General features: G+C 35.7%; 19 protein-coding genes. 3 read left to right on the top strand and 16 right to left on the bottom strand.

Annotated elements, in window-relative coordinates; translation table 11 throughout:
- Positions 1-40: 40 nt before the first annotated feature.
- The 16 genes from AC0VZ5_RS06560 to galU form a co-directional block, all read right to left on the bottom strand.
- Positions 41-439: a 3-phosphoshikimate 1-carboxyvinyltransferase gene (locus AC0VZ5_RS06560; protein WP_475474622.1), complete on the bottom strand. Its 399-nt coding sequence runs from the start codon at positions 437-439 to the stop codon at positions 41-43.
- Between the two features lie 109 nt (positions 440-548).
- Entirely contained in the window at positions 549-2,747 is a 2,199-nt protein-coding gene (locus tag AC0VZ5_RS06555; protein WP_475474621.1) for a choice-of-anchor A family protein, read from the bottom strand.
- Between the two features lie 355 nt (positions 2,748-3,102).
- Positions 3,103-4,104, bottom strand: a complete 1,002-nt coding sequence (locus AC0VZ5_RS06550; RefSeq protein ID WP_475474620.1) for an acyltransferase family protein — start codon at positions 4,102-4,104, stop codon at positions 3,103-3,105.
- Positions 4,101-4,847, bottom strand: a complete 747-nt coding sequence (locus AC0VZ5_RS06545) for a WecB/TagA/CpsF family glycosyltransferase (protein ID WP_475474619.1) — start codon at positions 4,845-4,847, stop codon at positions 4,101-4,103. The genes AC0VZ5_RS06550 and AC0VZ5_RS06545 overlap by 4 nt, the downstream gene beginning before the upstream one ends.
- Positions 4,848-4,862: 15 nt before the next feature.
- Positions 4,863-6,056 carry a glycoside hydrolase family protein gene (locus tag AC0VZ5_RS06540; RefSeq protein WP_475474618.1) on the bottom strand — a complete coding sequence of 398 codons (1,194 nt, stop codon included), beginning with the start codon at positions 6,054-6,056 and terminating at the stop codon, positions 4,863-4,865.
- A 2-nt stretch (positions 6,057-6,058) separates the two neighbouring features.
- On the bottom strand, positions 6,059-7,135 hold the full coding sequence (locus tag AC0VZ5_RS06535; RefSeq protein WP_475474617.1) for a glycosyltransferase family 4 protein: 1,077 nt from the start codon (positions 7,133-7,135) through the stop codon (positions 6,059-6,061).
- A 1-nt stretch (position 7,136) separates the two neighbouring features.
- Positions 7,137-8,471, bottom strand: a complete 1,335-nt coding sequence (locus AC0VZ5_RS06530) for a phenylacetate--CoA ligase family protein (protein WP_475474616.1) — start codon at positions 8,469-8,471, stop codon at positions 7,137-7,139.
- Between the two features lie 117 nt (positions 8,472-8,588).
- Positions 8,589-9,083, bottom strand: a complete 495-nt coding sequence (locus AC0VZ5_RS06525; RefSeq protein WP_475474615.1) for a serine O-acetyltransferase — start codon at positions 9,081-9,083, stop codon at positions 8,589-8,591.
- 293 nt (positions 9,084-9,376) lie between these two features.
- The gene (locus AC0VZ5_RS06520) at positions 9,377-10,897 is read right to left on the bottom strand and encodes an O-antigen ligase family protein (protein ID WP_475474614.1); all 1,521 of its coding nucleotides are present in this window, start codon (positions 10,895-10,897) and stop codon (positions 9,377-9,379) included.
- Positions 10,890-12,029: a glycosyltransferase family 4 protein gene (locus AC0VZ5_RS06515; RefSeq protein ID WP_475474613.1), complete on the bottom strand. Its 1,140-nt coding sequence runs from the start codon at positions 12,027-12,029 to the stop codon at positions 10,890-10,892. The genes AC0VZ5_RS06520 and AC0VZ5_RS06515 overlap by 8 nt, the downstream gene beginning before the upstream one ends.
- Entirely contained in the window at positions 12,019-13,122 is a 1,104-nt protein-coding gene (locus AC0VZ5_RS06510; protein WP_475474612.1) for a glycosyltransferase family 4 protein, read from the bottom strand. The genes AC0VZ5_RS06515 and AC0VZ5_RS06510 overlap by 11 nt, the downstream gene beginning before the upstream one ends.
- Entirely contained in the window at positions 13,119-14,537 is a 1,419-nt protein-coding gene (locus AC0VZ5_RS06505) for an oligosaccharide flippase family protein (RefSeq protein WP_475474611.1), read from the bottom strand. Before AC0VZ5_RS06505 ends, AC0VZ5_RS06510 begins: the two co-directional genes overlap by 4 nt.
- 168 nt (positions 14,538-14,705) lie before the next feature.
- Positions 14,706-15,857 (bottom strand): VpsD family glycosyltransferase, encoded by a 1,152-nt coding sequence (locus AC0VZ5_RS06500; protein ID WP_475474610.1) that lies wholly within the window; start codon positions 15,855-15,857, stop codon positions 14,706-14,708.
- A 52-nt stretch (positions 15,858-15,909) separates the two neighbouring features.
- On the bottom strand, positions 15,910-17,160 hold the full coding sequence (gene wecC / locus AC0VZ5_RS06495) for a UDP-N-acetyl-D-mannosamine dehydrogenase (RefSeq protein ID WP_036982954.1): 1,251 nt from the start codon (positions 17,158-17,160) through the stop codon (positions 15,910-15,912).
- Positions 17,161-17,193: 33 nt separating this feature from the next.
- The gene (wecB, locus tag AC0VZ5_RS06490) at positions 17,194-18,327 is read right to left on the bottom strand and encodes a non-hydrolyzing UDP-N-acetylglucosamine 2-epimerase (RefSeq protein WP_475474609.1); all 1,134 of its coding nucleotides are present in this window, start codon (positions 18,325-18,327) and stop codon (positions 17,194-17,196) included.
- A 40-nt stretch (positions 18,328-18,367) separates the two neighbouring features.
- On the bottom strand, positions 18,368-19,264 hold the full coding sequence (galU, locus tag AC0VZ5_RS06485; RefSeq protein ID WP_475474608.1) for a UTP--glucose-1-phosphate uridylyltransferase GalU: 897 nt from the start codon (positions 19,262-19,264) through the stop codon (positions 18,368-18,370).
- Between the two features lie 263 nt (positions 19,265-19,527).
- Between galU and AC0VZ5_RS06480 the strand changes: the two genes are divergently transcribed.
- Genes AC0VZ5_RS06480 through AC0VZ5_RS06470 form a run of 3 tightly spaced genes read left to right on the top strand, consistent with a single transcriptional unit; the run spans position 19,528 to position 22,783 of the window.
- On the top strand, positions 19,528-20,226 hold the full coding sequence (locus AC0VZ5_RS06480) for a transglutaminase-like cysteine peptidase (protein WP_475474607.1): 699 nt from the start codon (positions 19,528-19,530) through the stop codon (positions 20,224-20,226).
- Positions 20,210-22,216: a bifunctional diguanylate cyclase/phosphodiesterase gene (locus AC0VZ5_RS06475; protein WP_475474606.1), complete on the top strand. Its 2,007-nt coding sequence runs from the start codon at positions 20,210-20,212 to the stop codon at positions 22,214-22,216. Before AC0VZ5_RS06480 ends, AC0VZ5_RS06475 begins: the two co-directional genes overlap by 17 nt.
- Positions 22,217-22,237: 21 nt before the next feature.
- Complete coding sequence (locus AC0VZ5_RS06470; RefSeq protein WP_475474605.1) at positions 22,238-22,783, top strand: hypothetical protein; 546 nt, start codon at positions 22,238-22,240, stop codon at positions 22,781-22,783.
- Positions 22,784-22,844 lie beyond the last annotated feature (61 nt).

Genomic DNA, 22,844 nt, shown 5'->3' with positions numbered 1-22,844 from the left:
TTGGGTATAAATAAAAAATTAACTCATTAAATAAGATATGTTAATTAAATAACCCCTTAAACCAACTCCAAACTCCAAACGAATACCCTTCAAAAATATCAATGCCCAATGCCGATTTAATCAAATATAAAACCAACAATGTAAGTAAAATAGTAAACGTAGCTACCAAACTTAAGATAATAGCTTGAGTAAACCTTGCTATTTTTTGCTCTTTTACACTTAGTTCACGCCTGTTTCGACCTGCTAAAAAAACATAGTAATATCGGTATTTAAAAAGTTTAACTACACCTCTGCAGTCAACAGCGTGGTTACCCCACTGCCTGGCTCCAATGGCTATTTTTAAATGCGCTAACTGTTCATCGGTAAAGGTCGTTTGAATGCTTTTAGGCATTCGCTCTAGCAAGCTTCTAATAGCGGGATCATTCTGTAGGTTTGACAAAAAAGCCTCAAATAAAGCGTGAATAATAAATTTCAGTTATTTTAAACAACCACCCAATAATAAAAAGCCAATTATAAATAATTGGCTTTTTATTTGCTAAAAGTACTTTTTATTTAAGCGTACTAGAGCGATAAGTATTATTATTTAACCAACTTGGTAACTCTACAGTTGGCACTGTACCATTTTGGTTAATATTAGTTTGGTGATAAGAATGTTGGTTCCAAATACGTGTTGCATTTTTCCAAGGCTTGCTGTTATCAGCAGCACCATACACAGTGACACCATTGTTAATACTGTAACGACTATCGTTATTGTTAGAAACTGTAATAAGCTCGGCGTTATCATCGCCCTCTAGGTCAACCACAATTGGATATTCCCAAAGCGATGCAGTTGAGTTAGCAACTGTCGATAACACTTCACCATTAAGGCCATCTAGAACTCTTACTTTATAGTGGTCTTGTATAATAACTTCATCAATACCATCGCCATTAAAGTCATATGCGCTAACACCTAGCTTACCGCTAAATTCATCATCATTAGCAACAGTCCAAACTAAATCACCATTTGTGTTATACATATCAACTGCTGTGTAACCTGCGTAAACAATTCCTAATGAGTCGGCACCGAGGAATGTTGATACAGCTTGTACCCCACCGCCAAAGTTATTAGGGTTAGTTATTTGCCACTTAACATTACCATTATGCTCTAATACAGCTAAAACACTGGTTTCAAGGTTAGTGCTTGGGTTACTAGTTACTATTTCAGGATCTAAATCATCATCTAAATTGGCAACTGAATTAAACCATACAGCTCCTGGCTCTCCATATTGCCATAATTGAGCACCATAAGAATCATACAAGCCACCACCAGCAAAAACCTCTTGACTGCTATTATTATCAGCGTCAAAAGTTATTGAGGCAGCAGACCAATTAGTAGTGTACAGTAATCCTGTTTCATAGCTAAAAACATTATTTCCAGTAATAATTTCTGCTGTTCCATCGTTATTAATATCTGTCAGTGTAACAGCACCTAAAGGTTTACCTGATTTGGTCAGCTCCTTTTTCACTTGACCTAAATTATTAACAACTTGAACAACCTCTGATGAGTAGTCATTTAAAACAATTTCAACAATGCCATCACCATCTAAATCAGCCGCTGCAATTGAATTACGTGAGTCACTAAAGACCCCTCCGTTTTCGTATGTCCATAGTTCAGTGCCATCGACACCACTTAATGCACGCACTAAACCTGGAACATTTACGCTTCTGTTAAATGCCACCACTATCACATCAGCAATATCGTTGTTATCAATAATATTATCGCCATTATCGTCATTTAACTGTGCGACAACTGGTGTTGACATAACTTGCTTGTATTCAGGCATAAAGTCGCTAGAATTCCAACTCCACTTTTGTTGCATTGCAAATGGTGCTATAGGTTCAGCTTTAGATGGTAGCTCACCATTAAATTCACCACCTAATAGCGCCATTGAGCCATAAAAACTTTGGCCAATAACAGGCATTTTGGCTGTACCATAAACACCTCTTATGTCTGCGTAAGGAGCTAATACAACACCTTGCCAGCGATTACCTTTAATGTTTAGTTTTTCTGCATTAGTAAAGTTAAATACAGTTTTGGTTGCATGATTGCGTAAACGCCAAAAACTTTTACCTTTAACGTTAACATTGTCGTCGCCTGTAATATTAAAAATTACAGTTGCATCAGCAGGAATGCCCCACACTTTAAAAGTATGAGCTTTTGCAAATTGGCGTGCATCTAAATTAAATACTTGCGTTTCTGAGCGACCGTCGCCTTCTAAGTAAAGGCCGCCCCATTTACTTTGTACTGTTCCAGTAGCATCAAGCTTACCTAACTCAGCACTTAAATCTTTGTAGTATTGCTCTTGTTCATCAAAATTAAATGGCATGGCCGATTCGTTTTGATTAGACGTTATTTTAGAGTTTCGCTCCATGCCCCATTGAACACTCCAGCTAACATCGGTACCACCACCGGCTACCATGCTACCAACGAACTGGCGCCCTATTTTATAATCGATACTTGACTCACTGATTAAATAGTATTCATTTGGATTAGACGGGCGTAAAAAGCCTACGCTATAAGCTTTTATGTCGATTTTACCTGCAGCTATAGCGCCATCAGCACGGCCAACATTCGATTTAAAATCGTCAAAAACAAATGCTGAAAAGTTGTTGGCTACGCCTAAATCTGCAGCTTGTGTTGCCGAGCTAGCTAAAGCAAGCGCGATCACTGCACTTAATTTTTTAGTTTTTAGTAGTGAGTTAGTCATTTTTTCCCTCAAAATGAAAAAGTGCATTAATGGCACCAAATTAAAGTCATTTGTTTAACGAAAGTTAATTCATCAAGCTCTTGGTGAGCATTATATACACAAACAAAATCAAAAGGAACAAAAACCCTACAAAAGTACCAATTATGCAACTCCAAAGAAAGAACAAAAGTTAAAATCAATAACTTACAGAAATTAAAATCAATAAAAAAGCAAACATTGATATTTAATAACTAATAAATGTAAATATAAAGTTAACAAGATTGCATGTAGGATGAATGCGCCAAGAGAAAATACTTCACTCTTTTTAAAGGGTAGAGGTGGGAATAAAACTACTGCTGTTAAACTCCCCACTAAATTAATTTGATAAACCTATAAGTTTTGGTGCCTTAGATTTTATGAATCTAAAAACAAAAACTAAAAAGAAAATAGCTATAAAAGTATTCACATAAGGAAGTAAATCAAACAAATGCCAAGTATTAGGGATGATCCTAACCTCGATCTTATGTAAAAACCTAAAAACAATTAAATGAAGCGGAAATATCACTATTGAAGAAATTGCCAGCCATTGGTAGGTAGATCTAGGTTTGAGTTTCTTACTAATCAAAAATAATATAAATATTCCTAAACAAGCAATTAGAGGGAACAAAAGAGGGAAAACACCAAACTTTAACTCTCTTATATCTACACGGCCATTTAATAGCGCTAAATAATAAAAAATTGGAATGGTAAATAGCAAAATCAAGTAAATTTTAAATTCATTGTTAAACATTGCATAGCTTAAAAAGTTGACCCTTTTAACTACAACACCTAATTGATAAAAAAACATACCAACAACAGCAGAATCTATCGACCAAAACCATCTTTCCGAAATTAGCTCACTGCCCAACAGCATTAGTACAAGTACTCCTGAAGTGATCACGAAACTATATATTGGCTTTAATGCAGAAAAAAATATAATCTGAGCTAATGAAATAATGATTAAACAGGGGAAAAACCAAAGAACACCATTAATGTGAAAACTATCTGCCTTAGATGTAACTAAACGACTCAAAGGATCAAACCACTGCATATTACTTGCTTGGCCATTACCAAAAAAGTGTAATGGTAGCCATAATAAAAAGGAAACAAAAAAAAAGAAAATAAAAGGTAATATTAAACGCTTGAAAAGTTTGACTAATGATTGTTTAGTGGCACGCTGCGATGATGCCAAATACCCAGATAAAAAGAAGAACAATGGCATATGAAAAGAGTATATTAAAGTGTATATATTCTCATTTAACCAAGCTGCATGACCAAGTACAACTAGTGTAATACCTATTGCCTTCATATTATCAATGTAATTTATACGTGTCATCATTTAAAAAGCTTATCTTGTATTAAAAGATATGCGAACTTAGAGTTTGTAATTAAGTAACGCTTCCACATTCTACCTGGTTCTTGCATTACTCTGTAAAGCCATTCGAATCCTGCTTTTTGCATCCACTGTGGTGCACGCTTCACTTTGCCTGCTACAACATCAAACGTACCACCAACCCCCATTACAAAATCAACACCAAGCTTGTCTTGCCATTTATTAATAAAATTTTCTTTTTTAGGCGAGGTAATCGCAACAAATAATAGCTTAGCGCCCGATTCGCGTATTTTAGTGACCACGGCTTCTTCATCATCCCCCTCTTTATTTCCAAAGAAATAACCATCATGACAACCAGCAATATTTAAATTAGGGTTTTGTGCTTTAACGACTTCTACTGTTTTGCTTACTACGTCTTCGGTAGCGCCAAGAAGAAATACAGGGAAGTCTCGTTTAGCACTCATAGCTAATAATTCATGAAATAAGTCAACTCCCGCTACACGCTCTGGCACATTGTGCCCTAAAAAACGCGCACCAAATACTACACCCATACCATCAATATTAATTACCTCACACGCTTTAACCGAATCAGCTAAAACAGGATCTTTTTGCATATTTACTATTTTGGCTACATTAACCACAACATGCTGTAAAAACTGCTTTTGCTCAATTCTACTTTCAATAAAAGACACCGTCTCTTGCATAGTGGCAATATCCATGGGTGCTTTTAAAAATTCAATACGTTTCATTGTTGTGTCCGTTTTTTAGAGTTTTTCAATAACTGCATTTTTAGCGCGATTCAATTTTTGTCGATTAAAATAAGCAAACGAATAATATACCCATGCTTGTGTCCAACGCACATAGTCAACCTTATTGGTAAAATACTTATTTTTTTGATAAATAAAACGTCGCTTTTTAGGCATATATAAAGTTTGAATAGCGCGGTTTATTACTTTTTCTGCCATCGCAAAGTCATCTGGCGTTTTACCTACTTTTAATAATGTAAAAACAGCTTGCGATACACTGTGCATATCGAGTGGGTAGCGATTATTATTGTAATATTTTGCGGTGCCATCTTGCTCAAAAAAATACGTTTTGTAATAAGTAAGGCCTTTTGCAATTGCCGATTCAAACTCATCAGTATGCAATTCATCACTCAATAAGCGCAATGCTTCTAGGTTATAACCAGTATGAAAGCCATCAATAAACTGATGATGATGGCGAGCACCATATACCCATGAGCCATCAGCCCTTTGCTCGTTTACCGACTGCCTTGCAGCATTTAAAGCAAGCTGTTTGTAGTGTTGATTATTGGTAAGTACGGCAACCTTTGCAACCCATGCAGCGCCCCAAAGGCTAGCATTATGCACAAATGCAGTTTCACCCGGTATGTAACCAAAAAACTGCCTACCATCACATTCTTTATATAATGTTTTTACAATAAAATGCGCACTATCAATTGCTGGTTCTGAGTATTTTTTGTCTTTGGTGATTTCACTTAACGCATATAAAGCCTGAGCAACATAAATAGTAGTAATTACGTTTGGCTTACCTTTAGGTACAAAAAAAGCACGAGCATTCCAGTCAAAGTGGTAACCCCAACAGCTATGCTGCCAAATAGATTTATCACTTTGCTGGGTCAATAACCAATTAGCTAGCTTTATCGCTTCATTTAAATAAGTTTGCTCATTGGTTGCTTTATAGTCTTCCAATAAACCTAAAATAAATAAACCAATACCCTTTGGGTTACGCTTTTTGGGCACACCACATAATGGCCGCAAGTTAATCGCTAAACGTTTATGCAGCTGAATCCAAGCAAGCCCTACAATCCCTTGTTTAAATCTGGGCATTAACTCAAATAATTTACTATTAAGCCCATCAAATGGGTCTTGCCCAGCATAATTCCCTTTTTTTGCCTTATTGAGTAATAGCTTTTTGCAATAGTTGCTATCTAACATTACTAAATTGCTCCCAGCTCTTTATAAATACATTTAAGCTTTGGAATGATTACTCTAGGACTAAAGTTATTTAAAAACTTTTCTTTTGCAGCATCTCTCATTTTTTCTGTTTCTATAGGGAACTCAATTAAGCTATTCATTGCCATTTTTAGGGATTCAACATCGCCAGGTTCAATAAGTAAGCCATCAATCTTATTTGTAATAGCATCTGGAATTCCACCTGCAGTAGAAGCAATAACAGGTATGTTACATGACATTGCTTCTAACACTCCCATTGGGAAGCCTTCGTTATAGCTTGGTAACACATATGCATCTGCTTGCTTTAAAATATTAATTTTTTTATCGCCAGCAACCCAACCAAGTAACTCAACGCATTCATCTATACCTAGCTCATTAACCATTTTCTGATATTTTTTAATCTCGCCGTCACCACCAAGCAACAATCTAGCGTATGGATACTCTTTAACAACACCTTTGAAAGCATTTATTAAATCAGATACACCTTTACGTTCACCCAACCGCCCTAAAAATACAAAATTAAAGTTATTAGTTTTCTCTTTTTCTATCTCTAATTTAGGAACGGCGTTATAAACTACAACTCCTTTTTCACGATCGTCCAATATGGTATCAAGCCAATCCAGCCACTGAGTAGATAAAACAATAACTTTATCTACAGAGTTAAAGGTTGTTCTTATTTGTGCTTTTTTAGATTCACAGCATTCATTATTATAAAACTCTCTAAATTCAGCTCCATGTAAATGCAGAATAACTTTTGTATTAAAATATTTAATCAGCTTTATTAGCAATGACTTTCTTGCATAACTCCCTCTAGAAGCCATATGAATATGCACTACCCCAACATCATAAATTATTAATTTAGCAACTAACTTAATAATGCAAAGTAAATAATTGAATAGTTGGCCAGCCATGCCAAACCCAGTATTGGTTGAATGGCTTACTAAAAGCTCTGAATTTGTGTCATAAAAAAAATCTTCGCTTTCGTAAACATTTAAAACTGTTGCAATACCACCTTGACCGTTTCTATCTGTGGCTATTGTTATATTTATTGATTTTTTCACTTTAACACTCTCTTATAGCCTGCTTTACTTTACCGTTTTTAGTCCTTGAAATTGCATCAACTTTTTTTACATTCACTTTTATGGACACACCCAATCTTTCTTTTGTGTTCGAAATTAATTTATCTTTTTGAGTCTTATTAAATAACGCTCCATCAACTACAACCAAAACATCAATACTCAGATCTTTTTTCTGTACAAACTGTGTACCCAACAACCCTTCAACACCTTTTGGTATATGATTTAATATATGCACTTTCTGCCCATCCTCAGCAACTAGGTAGTCTCCTGTTCTTCCTTCTATAGAATCAACAAGTGGAAATACTCGGCCACAAGGGCAATTTTTTTCGTCTGACAATATAACGTGATCACCCGTTTTATAACGTATTAAAGGATAAAGGGAGTTATTAAAATTAGTCCCGACAATTTCAGCCCTATCACGACCATCCCCTATTTTACTAGCTGGCAACAATTCAACATGAGCATAGTCTGTCAATATGTGATAACGACCGTGCTCGCAGCTTGCAATAGCAGCTACACGTTCAAATAAACCATACCAATCAAACACAGTACATTTAAATCGCGTTTCAATTAGGTGCTTATCTTCTTTTGATAATGACTCTGATGATGTAACAATTGACTTTATTTCACCTGGGTAATATTCATTATTTATTTCTAAATACTTAGCTAAAGCAACTATAGATGATGGATAGGCCTGAATAACTTGTACACCAAAATCAACCATTGCATTTATATACAACTGCAAGTTAGCAGGTGCCATATGAAAGGATGAAAGCATAATCATATTTTCAAAATAAGAATAACGCCAAAATGGCAACTGCTTTTGCTCCATTGGTACAATCATGTCACCACGGATCCATGCCCGTTTATCGCCTTTTTTAAAGCCAGCCCAAGCTAAGCCTCTGCTAACGAAAGCTTGTTCAGTAATTATTGATTGCATATTCTGCGGGATAACTAGTGGAGCACCTGTTGTGCCACTCGTTGCGCCATTAATTACAGCGCCTCTTTTTTGAGGTGACACAAACTCATATTTATGGCTATTAATTGTAGATTTATCGATATATGGGTACTTTTCTATATCTGTTCCAGTCCCTATGTAGTAATCAACAGTCTCATTTGCATTTGTAACTACATTACTGAGCATTTCATCACTATACTGTTTTAATAACTCATAGTTAAACTCGTGAGTTTGTAGTTTTTGAGTCAGCCTTTCGCAGTTTGTATTTTCCCTAAGCTTTTTACGTATAAATGCGCGACTACTTAATAAAATATTTTGAACGAATATAGGGCTTTTTGTATATGCCTTACTAGTAAACATCAATACTATTCCTTTAATTCAATATCCAGTTTCATTGCTTTAGCTGGCAAACACAACTTAAATTACATAAGATAATTAAACATGCTGATATGACTGTCTACTGGACAAAGTCTTGTTTTATTTTTTTACCATATATGGAGCTACATCATCTAAATAACTTTCGTTTTTTAATATGTCATAATCCAATTCGTCTATATTCCCGATAATTTTTGCAGGAATTCCACCAACTATACATCCATTAGGTACACTTTTTGTAACTACAGAATTTGGTGCGACAATTACTTTGTCACCAATTATCACTGGCCCTACGATTACGGAACCAGGACCAAGGAAAACATCATCCCCAATACTAGGTACACGTTTGTAAGGTCCCTTTCCTACAACTTTGCAACCAATACCAATCCGACAACGCTTGCCTATTTTTGCGTTATCAATAATTACTACCCCAATACCTTTAACTACAAGAAAAGAACCTTTTCCTATGTCTGCACTAGCTGGTAATTTAGAATTATAAATTATGAAAATCATTAACTGTATAAACTTTGGTAAAAAGGGTACTTTTCTTAAATAAAGCCACCTTGAGATTCTATAAAATAGTATTGCGTTAACCATAAAAGACCTCATTAGTTTTAATAAATCATATAGTTATATGCTCTATTAGTATCAAACCTAATCTATTTCTAGCATTATTTTTATAGCTAAATGAAAAGACTGTGTTATTCGTTAAGAGCTTCTAAATAAATCGTAATATAGAAGTTACAGTGGTTAGCAGTAATTTCTTTTGTGTATTTAGATATCGATTGCATTAAGCAACTTAATTATTAATATTAAATATTTAATCTACTGTGTTAAAAGCAATAAGTTGAATAGCAGTTTCATAAAAATTAAATAGTAAGCTAATAATTTTATCCTTTGAAAGCCCCATACATACAAACATGTAAACCTACATTATTTTTTCTAAGTTTCTCCTTATTATACTCCTTAGTATCTAGTGTTTGATAAAAACTAAAAACGGATAAACTTAAAGCAAGTGCAACAATACCATCTGGATAAGTAAAACCGTAAGTTGTTACGCAAGTGAGCCAAACACAACTAATGAACGTGAGTATTCCAAGCTGTATATTCAGTAAATACCTGGTATTTTGTGTATAATAATCGAGTCTTTTTTCTTTGTAGAGTCTAACTAAAATGTACATTTTAAACAGAACCCAAAACACTCCACATAAACCAAAGCTAACTAGTAGAGTAATTAAACCACTATCGTTGGTTTGTAAAAGTAAAGCACGCTCAATTTGTGCTTCACTTAAACCAGTTTCATCCACTACAAAATTAAATAATGAAGCTGCATAATTCTGATGAACAAAACCAGGGCCAAAAATTGGATGATCAAAAAATGCTTCTAAACGCTTTGGATTCTCTGAAAAGCGATAAATGAAGTTTCCCTCATCACTACTGCCTACCTCCGTAAATATAGAGGTAAAGCGTTCCACAAAAAAAGTACCAGCTTTTAATAACAGTATAGGTATGACAAAGACAAACGTAATGACTGAATACTTAAAGCTCTTTTTCTTAACCTCAGAATTAGAAAATAAAAATATTATTAGCACTCCAAATAGAAGAGCTAACCAATACGTCCGCGTATACGAAAGCAAAATTGATAGGAATGAGATAGCCATTACAGCTAGTAAAAAATACCTACGTAAGGGTAATGAGTTACTTAGCAATAAAGTAACTGAACAAAAAAAACACATTAAAGCAAAAAAATAAGCCGGTAAATAAACTCTTGTTACACTCCCAGCATCAGTTGTAAGCCCTATTATTCTTGTATTAGCTGTTAAGTCAATACCCGCTATCTGAAATAGCATCATGCTAAATTGAACAATGCACACAATCGAAATAAAGTATAATAATTGTTGCATTGACTTGTTATCTGAATAAAAACGAACAAAGTAAAAGTAAACTAATAAATATAAATAGCCTCGTCCTACTTTTAAAGTTGAAACTAGGGGTAAATCAAAACGAAAAGCGGTAATTACAAATTGAATAATAACCATACTAACAAAAGTTAGTACAACAAAAGCAACCCACTTAGCCGCTTTGTTATGTACTGGATAGTAAAATCCATTTTTCAGAGAATCAAATAAATATAACGCTGCTAAAATTAGAAACAGAAGGTCATTAAATTTTAGGATTCCTGGTAGCCTAATGAATGTTTCGGGATTTATGATACCTAAAAACTGAACACTGGCTAGCAAAAAAATATAGCCCCATAATTTAGGCTTATTTATCAATACGACTATGATGGGGACAGCGATTGGTAAAAGTAGCATTTTTGTATTTTGTGTTAAAGCAAAATACACTATGTAAGCAACTGCAAAAGGTACTAAAAACCAGAGCATATATTTTTTAAATACGCTGTTATACATGTTTAGTTACTGCACAAAAAAACTTATCACTCACTATTTCCCAATTATAATAATTATTTACTGCATTTATTCCTGCAATTGAGGCTTTTTTATATACTAAGGGATTTTCAATGAGATGTAATATTTCATTTTTTATGGCATGTATATCACCAAGGTCAGCAACCCTACCAGCACCTGTCTTTACTAGGATATCAGGCATAGCGTCTATGTTAGAACCAATACAAGGAGTGCCAAATGCCATTGCTTCCAGGAGTACAAGCCCAAATGCCTCATATGCTGAATGGATAATGAATAAACTTGCTTGGAGGTAGAGTCTTGCTAGTTTTTCTTTATCATAAATCCTACCTAGATAGATAACACCATCGTGGCTAGGACAGGGGTTTACTCGTGGCCCAACAATAGTAAGTGTAATTTTAGGGTAGTGGCTTTTCAACAAATCAAATGCAGCTAGAATTTCTTCACCACCTTTTTGCTTAAACATTTTACCAACAAATAAAAGTTTAACATCCTCACCATTTATTATTTGTTTTTCTACTGCGCTCAAAGGTAATAAATTAGAGCCATATCCAACTGTTACTAATTTTACAGGGTCAACAGAATAAAAAGTTTTGATCGAATTAGTAATATACTCACTAGGAACAATTATTTTATCTGCTCTTTGATATAGCTTAGTTTCATTTTTATACCAATGAAGTAACTCCAATTCGCTGGGAGGTAATAATGGTTTGATTGATTGCAGTTGTTTTTGTGCTGCAAGCTCCATTGTGTAATCGGTTAGTATAAAAAACGGTAGCTTAGCTTTTGAATAAGCCATTGCATCGAACGTACCCGAGACCTGAATTACCCCTGCGTAATCTGCTACATCAACTGCGTCTAAAATCTTTGCACACCACTTACTTTTAAGCTTAAATGCCCACCCTGTTTTTTGTAATAAGTTGTATTTTCTTTCAGCATTTATAATCCATTTTTTGTAGTTCAAAGAAAAAGAGGTAAAGATTGCAAATAGATATAGTCGCCAAATTTTAGGAATATTGTGCTCTTCAATTTGTAAGCCTTTTTTTGATAATTCGGAAAAAAGCTTATCACTCACACCTGAAAAATCGACCCTAAATACTAAATATTTATTTTTCACCAATCGCTTCCTTTAAAATATTCTTTAGTTTGGTTTCATCCATCTTTTGATCGAATTTTAATGCATGTGCATAGCACTGTTCAGCCCATATTTCTGATTTTTGCATTATTTCCTCGATTCTTTTTTTCCAAGCTACTTCACATAGGTAATCACCAATAATTAACTCATCGCTGCAAACAGTCTCAGGTAATCCACCTCGATTCGAGACAATAACAGGAATCGAATGTGAAGCGGCTTCTAGTGATACCTTGCCAAATGCCTCTTGCCAAATAGATGGGACAAGTAGTAATTTGGTAGTCGCATAAAGCTCATCGGTATTATTAAAAAATGGATGGTACAAAACGTTATCAATTTGTTTTTTTTCTAAATTTCGACCTATCACCCTAAACTGTAAGTTAGGCATTAATTTAGCAGTGTTTAAAAAAGTTTTAATCCCCTTAACCTCACCGCTGCCAATCATCGTAATATATTTCGCCTGCTTAAGATCTGTTTTTCTTCTCCCAATAGTCTCGGTAAATGGATACATAATTAAAGGATTAATGTTACTTTGTTTTTCTAATGCTGAGGCGATATATTGGGAGTTTGCTATTACACGAAAACAGCCATTAATCGCTGCTGTATTTTTTTTGCAGTGAAATAAAAAAAATGGATAATCTGAAATACGTCTAGCAAATCGCATCAACTTACCTTTAATAGTATTTTTTAAACCATACTCTGGCCTTTTATTAATACTAAACTCTTCATGTACATAATAAATAGCTTTTCCTCCAACTTTATTTGTCGCGTTTATAGCGCCTAAGCAAGTTGAACAGTTTCCAATTACAACATCATACCTGTTATTATTAAAAAATTTATATATAAGAAAATAATTAACAAAGTTCCCAAAATAATTAAGATACTTAGCATGAAATAGAGGGATGATTCTTAGTTTCTTATAGTTATACTTATTATGCTTTTCATATATTTTCCTTTGACCAGATATGACCGTAACGTCATAATCAGAACTAAGGATATCAACTATCTGTTTAATACAAGTTTCAGCCCCACCAATTTTGTATTGCGCATTCACGCTAAATATTGCAATTTTCTTCATAAGATGAATTTCATAATTTTTTGCTTAAAGTTAACAGGATTTTTTTTGAACAATAGAACCAAACTCGTTAGCGCCAAAACAGCGAATAACAGTACTATAAAGAAGCTCCCTGCTCTAGAAAAGTACACCAATAAAAGTGAACAACAACAATATATAACTATAGAAACAAATACCGGAAGCAAATACGCTTTTAAGTAAATAAAAGGGCTCACCTTTAATGTTTTAAATAAAAATAAAATTTGGCATAATAAAAAAGCTAGTTGTCCGCAGACAAATGCAACCGCTACTCCAACAACCGAAAATGATTCGTACAATAATAGAGAAACGACTACTAGAATAAACAAAGCAAATATGTTGGATATTATCTCTCTATATACTATCCCTTGAGATTTTAACAAATCACCTGCAATAATTGACATAGAAGATATTACAGCCCCCACAATCAGTACTCTTAGAATTGGTACCATTTCTATCCAGTTTTCGCCATAAACGGTGCTAACAATCAGATCTGCATAAATAACTACTAGAGTCGATGCAGGAATAAATAGTGACGCTAAAATAGATGTTGTAGTGATAAAGGTATTGAGTAAAAACGTCTTGTCATCCTGTTTATTTGAAAACTCAACATATAAAACTGAGCTAACATTTCTAACTATTTGATTTAGTGGCATTTGTAGCAGCTTTAATGCTCTTGTATATAAACCTACACCTGCTACCCCCCCTGCAAGCGTTACGAAATATCGATCTGTATTCGAGGTAGAAAAAAGAAATAGACTCTGTATTGTCATTGCAATCGACATTCTGATGTGTTTAACAATGGACGAACAACGAAAACCAGAAAGTAATTTATATTCATATTTAGCAAGAAATAAAACTATTGAGAGCTTAACAATTTGACGGCTCATGAAGGCATATATTAATGAATAAAAACCTAATTCATTAAGCGAAAGCACTATAGCAATAATTGCATAAACTAAAACTGAAATTAACTCAGAAGCAGCGACCTGCCAATAGCGCCGCCTCTTCATTAATGCCAAACGATAAATATATTCAAGTGTTAAAAAGGGTAAGATCCAAATCAATATTGAATAACTACTAATAAATAGCTCTCCCCCCCAATATAAAGCTATTTTTCTTACTAATAAGTAAGATAAACCAGCACAACAAATACTTATTATGGTTGTTAATAATGCAATACTACTTAAATCTAATTCTGAAGCCGATTTGCTTTGTACAAAACTCATTGCAAAACTTTTCAGAGCTATAACGCTAAAAAATTCTACCACTATTAATGCTAAAGCAAATGCACCAAAATCAGAAGGAAGTAATATTCTTGCGATGAAAATCTCAACCATAAATATGAGCAACTGAGAGACAAGATTAAAACCACCTGTAGAAACTATACTTTTTAACATTAATTCGACAGCTCTTTTAGGTTAATGTTTACGTGTGTACTCATGGTGTTTTTGACAAGATTATTCTCGTATCAAATAACCCTGTCAAAACCACTGAAGCTAATTTTACACAATTAAATTTTGATAATATCGTTAGTGAATTGAAATATTTTGGTAATACTTCAAACATTACTCTTCTTCATCTATAATTTTTACATATAAGTCAATATATTGTTCTAAAATACTTGCAACATTAAATTTTGTTTGAAGCATGCTTTTAGATTTAGTAACGTTATGATTGGTAATCAAATTAGTAATACTTTTAGGAGTCAACGAATCCGATAGATATAACACTCCCATTTTCTCAAAGAAAGATTTCTCATCTTCAAGTATTCCAACCTCAGTTGTTATTAGAGGCAATCCAACAGCTAACATTTCTAGAGGCACTAAGCCGAATGTCTCTTCACCAGAAGTAAATACACCTAAGTCAGCATCAGTATACTGCTGTATGATCTGAGCTTTATTTAACTTACCAAAAAAAGTCACATTATTCTCTAACCCTAGAGAAACAACCTGTTTTTTAATCCGTTGCGTATATTCTTTATCTGCAGCAGGCCCAATGATAGCTAACGAAGAATCGAAGCCATCACTAACTAACTTGGCTAATAAAGCAACGGAATCTTCAACCTTTTTCCTTGGCGTTAATAACGCACACGTAACCAGTTTTACTTCTTTTCGGTTATGTTTGGCGTAATTAGCTTCAAAGTATTCTTGATTTATAGGGTTATGGACTACTTCAGATTTAAACCCATCTGTAATAATTGCACTTTGTAACTGCTTACCAACAACAACAACATTATCATTTCGTTTTTTTATTATCCGTGGTATTGCTTTTTCATATAAAAAGTTATTAACTAAACCCACATTACGACGAGCTATTTTTTTATAGCTATGAACGGTGACAAGTGTTTTACCTTCATAGCAACTACCTATCAATAAACTCCAAAGGTGGGTGTGAACTAAATCAGGATTCAAAGTTTTTAGCAACTTGCGAACATGCCAGTTTTGCCAAATAATGCCAGGGATTTTAAATTTTAATTGCTTGCTTGATGCAGGCAGCCAAATAAAATCAACGTTACCTGATAGACGAATAATATCACCAGTGAAAGGTGTTTTACTTTGCGGGTCAAGCCCGATAATGGTAAACCTAAAGTTAGCGTCATCATGGTTAACCAAATATTCTGCAAACATTTGGCATACACTGTCTACGCCGCCGCAATTGTTACTGCCCCAGTCATAGGTAGAAAGGGGCATAATTAAAGCGATATGTTTTTTAGGCATTATTGGTATTCTTATTAATACACATTAAAAACTCTTTATAAATAGTACAAAATTAAAGAATACCGCGAGTATCAATAACAACTTTTGATGCAAATTCTGTTTTATCTGCTGCTTTAAATTGTTTATGATCAACTAATACCACAACGACATTTGCTTGCTCTAGTGCGCTTTCTAACGACACTAAGCTAACATTTTTATCTGCTAGGTTGGCTGGTAGCTCTGAAATGTTTGGCTCTACAGCAAGTATTTCACCAATATTTTTTGCTGCTAATTCTTCAACAATATTTAATGCCGGGCTCTCACGAAGATCGTCAATATCGGCTTTAAATGAAAGGCCTAAACACGCAATAACTGGACGTTTAAATTCATCAGCGGCTTTTGCTACTTTTTCAATTACGTAGAATGGTTTTGCGTCGTTAGTTAAGCGTGCTTGTTTAATTATTTTTGCTTCGTCTGGGCAGCTTGCAACAATAAACCAAGGATCAACCGCAATACAGTGGCCACCAACACCAGGGCCTGGATTTAAAATATTTACACGTGGGTGACGATTAGCAAGCTTAATAAGCTCCCACACATTAATTTTTAACTTGTCACAAATGACTGACAATTCATTGGCAAAAGCAATGTTTACATCGCGAAATGAGTTTTCGGTTAACTTAGCCATTTCAGCAGTACGGGCATTGGTAATAATACACTCGCCGCGCACAAAAGTTTCGTATAACTTAACTGCTTTCTCGCTACATGCTTTGCTCATACCGCCTATTACACGGTCGTTTGATACCAGCTCTTGTAATACATAACCTGGTAATACACGCTCAGGACAATGAGCAACATTGATGTCGGCGGCATCGCCTTTATCTTGTGGGAACGTTAAATCAGGGCGCGCTTCACTTAACCAAGCGGCTAGTTGCTCTGTTGCACCTACAGGTGAGGTGCTTTCTAAAATAACTAAATTACCTTTTTCAAGCACCGGGGCAATCATTTTTGCAGCCGATTCAATATAGCTTAAGTCTGCACTGTGGTTACCACTTTCGCTGTGAATAAATGGTGTAGGTACAGCTACCATAAACGCATCGGCTTTTTCTGGTGTTGTAGTTGCTCTTAAGTTACCAGTAGATACTACGCCGCGAACTATTATGTCCAGATCAGGCTCTACTATGTGTATTTCACCGGCATTAATGGTATTAACTGCTTTTTCGCTTACGTCTAAACCAATTACTTTCATGCCGCGCGATGCAATAACCGCCGCAGTGGGTAAACCTATGTAGCCTAAACCAACAACAGAAACTGTTTTAATTGTCATTATTAAATCCTTGAAAAAGTTTTAAACTTTATTTTAATCTTTAAAGTGTTGCTTAATTTTAGCCACAATGCGTTCACACGCTTTACCATCACCATAAGGGTTATGTGCACGGCTCATTGACTGATATTCTTGAGCGTTAGTGAGTAAGTTATTAACTTCACTCACTATCCGAGCTTTATCTGTGCCTACTAGTTTAACTGTACCTGCTTCTACCGCTTCTGGACGCTCTGTAGTGTCACGCATAACAAGTACAGGTTTACCTAGGCTTGGTGCTTCTTCTTGAACACCACCTGAGTCGGTTACGATTATGTGAGCTTGATTCATTAAGTACACAAATGGCAGGTAGTCTTGCGGCTCGATTAAATGCACATTATCAACATTTTTTAATATGCGATTTACTGGTTCGCGTACATTAGGATTTAAATGCATTGGGTATAAAATTTGTGTATCTGGGTGCGCAGTTGCAATTTCGACCAATGCCTCACAAATTCGCTCAAAACCGCCACCAAAGCTCTCACGGCGGTGCCCTGTAACTAAAATAAGCTTTTTAGTTTCATCGAGTTCTGGGAATTTAGCTTTGAGAGTTGAAATTAAAGCGGTGTCGGTTTTTACTTTATCAACCACTTGTAATAATGCGTCAATTACCGTGTTACCAGTAATTACGATATCGTCAGCAGTTACTGCTTCATTGAGTAAGTTTTGCTGCGATGTTTGCGTTGGTGCAAAATGCAGCTTTGTAATAGCACCAGTAAGCTTGCGGTTACCCTCTTCAGGCCATGGTGAACTTAAGTTGCCTGTGCGTAACCCTGCTTCTACATGCCCTACCGGAATTTGCTGATAAAACGCCGCTAAACTTGCAGATAAAGTAGTACTGGTATCGCCATGAACAAGCACTAAATCTGGTTTAAATTCTTCAAGAATAGGTTTTAGCCCTAACAAAATATTTGTTGTTACATCGTATAAACTTTGACCCGGCTTCATAATGTTCAAATCGTACTCTGGTACAATTTCAAAAAGGTCTAAAACTTGGTCAAGCATTTCGCGATGCTGAGCAGTAACACACACTTTTGCGTCAATACCTTCTGCGGCATTGAGTGCTTTAACTAGCGGTGCCATTTTTATTGCTTCAGGTCTCGTACCAAAAATACTTAATACTTTAATAGCCATGATTTCCCTTTAATTTTTTACTAACCGGTTGTGCATAACTTTATGCATTTGCCATTAATTGCTTAACGCGCTTGGTAAATTCTTCACCCATTAGGCTTGATTGCATTGCATACTCTACGTTTGCGAGCATATAGCCTAGTTTTGAGCCGCAATCGTGCGACTTACCTTTTAAATGATACGCTTCAATTGTTTCAAAGTGACGCAACTGCAGTAATGCATCTGTTAATTGAATTTCGCCGCCTGCGCCTGGTGGCGTAAATTCGAGCAAATCCCAAATAGCAGGCGATACAACATAACGTCCTGTTATGGCTAAATTACTTGGCGCTTCGTCATTGTTTGGTTTTTCAACCATGTTGGTAATGGCTGCATTTTCGCCTGGGACAATATTTTTACCCGCTAAATCAACTACACCATAGTTATGCACTTCTTCATGTGGGACGGGCTCAACCATAATTTGGTTATGCTGGGTGCGCTCAAATCGGCCGATCATTTGCGTTAAGTTATCAACCTTTAGGTTCGACTTATATTGATCGATAATGACATCCGGCAACAAAATAGCAAAAGGGTTATTGCCAATGATTGGGCGAGTTTCAAGTATTGCGTGGCCTAAGCCTAACGGCGCTGATTGACGAACCGAAATAATGCTTACATCTCGCGGGATTATTGAACGAACTTCTTCTAGCAAGCTGCGTTTTACACGGGCCTCTAGGGTCGCTTCTAGCTCAAAGCTGGTATCAAAGTGATTTTCTATTGCGTTTTTAGATGCATGAGTTACCAGTACTATTTCTTTAATACCGGCTTTTACTGCTTCGTTTACAACGTATTGAATGAGAGGTTTATCGACTAGCGGAAGCATTTCCTTTGGCGTTGCTTTGGTGGCTGGTAACATGCGCGTACCTAAACCTGCAACAGGCAAGACTGCTTTTAATACTTTCACTTTAATTCCTTTTATCGTTTTTTTATTTTTCGTAGAAACTTATTGATGCTGTTGCTAAATTTAAGCATCTGTTTTAAGTGCTACTGTCCGTATGGGCGGGTATTATACACACCAGATAAATTCGCTCAATACAAAAAAGCAGCCTTTTAGATTGTTTTGTGTTAACTAAATGTTGCAGGTGTAATGAGTGCACTTTTTATAACCTATCATTTTAGTTTCAATGGGAATATAATTACCGCGTTAATTTTTTAGGGATGGGCTTTGTGCGGGTAGGAATTTGCATCATTATATTAGTGTCTTTTTTTGCTTGTGCACAAGACATGCTTTTACATTTGCGTAATAGCGATATAATTACCCGTGCCAAACAGTTTTATGGTGATGCTGGCCACCAAAGAATAAAAAACTGGCTGAGTTTTATAGATGACTCTGCCGACAAAAGCGAATGGCAAAAAATTCATTTAGTTAATGACTTTTTTAATAAGCATATAAAGTACAAAACCGATGACGAGCTTTGGCAAAAAAAAGATTATTGGGCCACGCCACTAGAAAGCTTGGGGGTGGGTATGGGTGACTGTGAAGACTATGTTATTGCAAAGTATTTTACTTTAATAGCCTTAGGAATCCCTGAAGAGAAAATACGCTTTATGTATGTTCGCCAGCGTACGGTTAATCAACCACACATGGTGCTTATATACTTTGAACAGCCTAACCGAATACCGCTAGTGCTTGATAATTTCAATACAAAATTGGTACCTGCTAGTAATCGCGGTGATTTAAAACCTATATATAGTTTTAATGGCCAAGGTTTATGGTTAGCCAAATCGAAAGGGTTAGGTAATAAGGTTAAAAATAGTCGTGGTGTTTCTGCTTGGAACACCATGCTTGAGCGAATTGAACAAGGTGAGCTTGCGCCCGCCAACAATAACAATAAAGGAACTAGTAGTTATGTCTCGACTCTTTAAATATGGATTGAGTTTAAAGACTCAAGTATATGGCTTGATCATTTTAATTTCGATAATTTCGTTTTGTGTACGCGTTATTACCGACGTTGATACAACCCGTAATTACTTACAAACGCAAATGGCTAGCCACGCGCAAGACACCGCTACCAGTTTAGGCCTTTCTATCTCTCCTTATTTAGAAGACGACAGCCTAATGATTGCCGAGACGATGGCAACCGCTATTTTTGACTCTGGTTACTATAGCCAAATTAAATTTACTGACGTGCAAAACAACATCGTTTTTGAATTACAAAACCCTAAGCGTGTAGAGTCTGTTCCTAGCTGGTTTATAGGTGCTGTTGAACTAAGCGCACCAACTATGCACTCTGAAATAAATAATGGCTGGATGATGGCCGGCACTCTTGATGTAACCAGCCATACTGGACAATCGTATTTAACCTTGTGGCAGCACACCTTGCGCAGCTTATACAGCTCGTTTTTACTATTAGCAGCTTCGCTGGCAATTGCATTTTTAATATTACGTGCGGTATTTAAGCCACTACAAGCAGTTGAAAACCAAGCGATGTTAGTAACACGAAAGCGTTTTACCTTAAATAAAGAAATACCGGTTGCTCGAGAACTTCGCACTGTTACGCAAGCCATTAATAACATGGTTTTAAACCTACAAAGTACGTTTGATTCACTAACAAAACAAACTCAAGCACTTACCGAAGAGGTATACATAGACTCGTTAACAGGATTAGGTAACCGCAAGTCGTTTGAAAACCACTTTAATTCAGTTGTTAATAATATTACTGACGATACACCCATTACCGCAATGATGCTTACCCTGCCCTCGTTAAATAATATTAACCAAGTTGTAAGCTATCAAGATGGCGATCAGCATGTGCTTGATGCAGCAAAAATACTTAAACAGCTTGCTGATGAGTTACCAAATTCATCTTTATTTAGGCTCAACGGCGGAACGTTCGTTTTATTGGCCCCGTATGATGTTTTGTTTTTAAGTAAAGCTCGCTTAGATGTAAGTGATAAGTTAAGTCAAAAAGAAAATAGCTCACACATTAATGGTTACGCTAATTTAGCCATAGTTGGCATTGAGCAAGGCGCTGCCTTGGGTGAGGTGTTGTCGTTACTTGATACTAGTTGCACTATTGGCGAAGATGCTACATTAGATAATGCCGATAAAGAGTCATTATTTAGTGTTAACCAATGGCGTACTTTAATTAAGTCGATTATAAATGCTGGTGAAGTCAGCTTTTCGGTGCAGCCCGTAAAGCAAGCTAATAAAACTGACTCTCAATGTTATTTTGAAGTATTTGCCCACTTTATTCATGAGGGTGAAAAAGTAAATAATGGCCACTTATTCGCCATGGCTGAAAAGTTAAATTTAACCGAAGAGCTCGATAAAAAAATTATACGAAGCTTTGTAGATATAAAAGAACATTACCCTAATGATGTATTTGCACTTAATATTAGCAAGGCATCGTTGTACTCAACTGACTTTATACAATGGCTCACCCTTTATTCGCACACTAAACCCGTTATTAAAACAAACCTTGTATTCGAACTGCATGAAATTGGTTTGCTCTATAATGTGCACGTAGCTTCGTTACATATAGATGCAATTAAAGAGCTGGGTATTAATGTATGTATTGAACACTTTGGCACTAGCTTAACGTCGTTCAGGTATTTACAAGGTCTTGATATTGAGTATGTAAAAATTGATGGTAGTTATATTCAAGATTTAGTAACTAACCCACAAAGCCAGTTTTATATTCAAACAGTTAATAATATTTGTCATGGTTTTGGTATTAAAGTTTTAGCCTGTTTAATTGAAAAAACTGAAACGTTAGAGATACTCGAATCCTTGGGATGTGATGGGGTACAAGGTAATTTAATACTGTCACCATCAAAAATTATTAAATCTAATGAAAATGGCGTAAATAAAGAGTTTACTTTTTGCGCCGATGCGCTAAAATTTTGCAATTAAAACTCAACCTAGGGACGAGAAATGAAAAAATTACTTTTAGCTGGCTTAGTAGCTAGCGCAACAGCTCTTACTGCTCTTCCAACCCATGCACAAACGGATAACGATGCTGTGGTTCAAGAAGTGAGCATAAATAACATTATTGATATTCTTAATAACGTTACCGCAGATACTTCATCTGAGCAATTACGCGAAGACTTAGTGGAAGCTATTAAACGTATTTGTAAAAACAAAGAAAAAGTTGAATTAGACGAGAAATTACTAAATGCCGCGTGTAGCGCTGCAGACATTGATGCGATGGTTGCAGCTGTTGTTGCCCAATTTGGTGCAGATAACCCGTTAATTTCTGACTTTTTAGCTGCACTTACGGCTGCAGGTTTAGACTCTGATGCAATTACACTTGCTGCAATTACTGCAGGTGTTGATGCAACCACCGCTTCTGAAGCGACCGCTGCAGGCCCTGGTGTAGGTCAACCTGCTCCGCCAGTAGGCAGTTTACCAACATTACCAACACCTCCAGGCTCTGGTGGTACAGGTGGTGATAACGGTATATCTGAAGTCGGTAACTAGTTTTTACCATAAGTATATTTAAACGCAGCCTATTGGCTGCGTTTTTACTTTGTTTGAGTTT

The sequence above is a fragment of the Pseudoalteromonas sp. QJM3NY_12 genome (genome assembly GCF_056173165.1).
The sequence above is the reverse complement of the archived record's forward strand: the minus strand, read 5'-3'. Positions and strand labels throughout refer to the sequence as shown.